We start from the raw sequence: 1,908 nt of genomic DNA on the forward strand, positions 1-1,908 counted from the left end.
CGCCGCTTCCTTTTACACGATTCCTGTTGCGGTCATCGCGTATACGCTACCGATCTTCGTCGGTTCGGCGGTCGCGATCGTGTGGGTAGAAGACGCCGTCAATCTGCCCGTCGCAATCCTGATAGCGAGTTACGCCATCACGCTGTTTCGTGCGGTGCTTGCTCACGCGTCCGAATTTACCCAGCGCTTCATTCTGCAGGCGGAAAGCGAAAATGCCATTCGCAGGGATGTTCTAACAAGTTTGCCAAACCGGTTCAGTTTCAACGAGCGGCTGGAGAACGCCTTGGTGGACGCAAAGCAGTTTGACCAGCACTTTGCGCTGCTTTTGTTCGATCTTAACAATTTCGACGAGCTGAACGATCGCCTTGGCCGCGCAATAGCGGATGCCCTTTTGGTCGAGGCGGCTGCGCGACTTCGCAAATCGACACGGGAGGGCGATGGCATCGCCAGATTGGAGGGTGGCGAATTTGCAGTAATCGCCACGCGCGAAATCAGGCCAGATCAAATCAGGTCCTTGGCCAAACAGATCATAGATGGCATGCGCGCGCCTTTCTTGATCGAAGGGCGCGAAATATATTGCAGGGCCTCTGTCGGTATCGCTTTGGCGCCCGCTGACGGTTTGGATGCCAATCAACTCCTGCGGTGCGTCGACACCGCGCTACACAGGGCCAAGACGCTGGGGACGGGTTCCATCCAGTTTTTCGGCGCAAACGACGATGAAGCTGCCACAAGGCGCCATGCCCTTGAACGCGATCTGGCATCTGCTCTGGCCAATGACCAGCTTTCGCTTGCATTTCAACCCTTTCTCGATCTCGGGAGCGATCGCATCCGAGGTTTTGAAGCGCTTCTGCGGTGGCAGCATCCGACACTTGGCGCGATCCCTCCCTCGGAGTTCATACCTATCGCTGAAGAAACCGGATTGATTCACGACATCGGACACTGGGCCGTCAAGACGGCTTGCTTGGCCGCGGCGCAATGGCCGCGCGACTTGCGGGTCTCCGTCAATTTGTCGGCAGTGCAGCTTAAGGACAAGGGGTTATTGGATGGAATAGTATCGGCCCTGTCGGAGACCGGTTTGGAGCCAGAAAGACTGGAGGTCGAGATCACGGAATCGGTGCTGATTTCGGATTTTGAAGACGCTATTTCATTATTGCAATCGTTGAGTTTTCTGTCCGTCACAGTTGCTCTTGATGATTTTGGCACTGGCTTTTCATCCCTCACGTATCTTCGTAAATTGCCTCTTTCGCGGCTCAAGATCGACCGGTCTTTTGTCCAGGATATGCTGACCGATGCGGACTGCGCCGCGATTGTAAGATCATTAGTTCAACTGGCGCATGAGCTTCGAATTGAGGTAACGGCCGAAGGCGTGGAAACTCTCGACCAGCTCGACTACCTGCGCCGCGTCGGATGTGATGAAGCCCAAGGCTATTTAATCGGGAGACCTGACCGGATTGACGACGTTCCTGGCATTGCTGCGAAGCCGTTCGGTCAGGAGCTCGGTACTTGACTAGCAGGACCGACACCTTGGCGGCGATGGTCTGGTTGCCTCCTATCTCGACGAGAACGGCCGCCTTGCTCGGCTAGGCTGAAGGCCGCAAGCCCGAGTGCAAGCACTGGGAGTTGCCCTCTGACGAAGCATCAGATCGAGCTGATCGCCTCGGAACGATGCAGATTTGCCACCTGGTAAGCCGCTCTTGCAGCAGTATGCCTGGTATCGGCCTGCTGGCCTGCCGGGGGCATCACGCCGTTGCTTTCCTCTTGAACCGTCATTGCCCTGACAACACATTCTGCAATGGTCCGCGGGTGTTGAGACAAGGCCCCTGTTCACGCAAACTACTGTTCAGCAGGTTGAGAGGAACGAATGAACCCTGAGGCGTTCAGCAGCCCAGTTTTCGTGAAGCGTGCAAC

Annotated in this window: 1 protein-coding gene; it reads left to right on the top strand. The window is 56.1% G+C overall.

Annotation, left to right across the window (positions count from 1 at the left end):
- Positions 1 to 1,507 (top strand): putative bifunctional diguanylate cyclase/phosphodiesterase (locus EH240_RS36785; RefSeq protein ID WP_148101178.1); only part of this gene is annotated, 1,507 nt, incomplete at its 5' end.
- Positions 1,508 to 1,908 lie beyond the last annotated feature (401 nt).

It is taken from the genome of Mesorhizobium tamadayense (genome assembly GCF_003863365.1).
GTDB lineage: Bacteria > Pseudomonadota > Alphaproteobacteria > Rhizobiales > Rhizobiaceae > Mesorhizobium > Mesorhizobium tamadayense.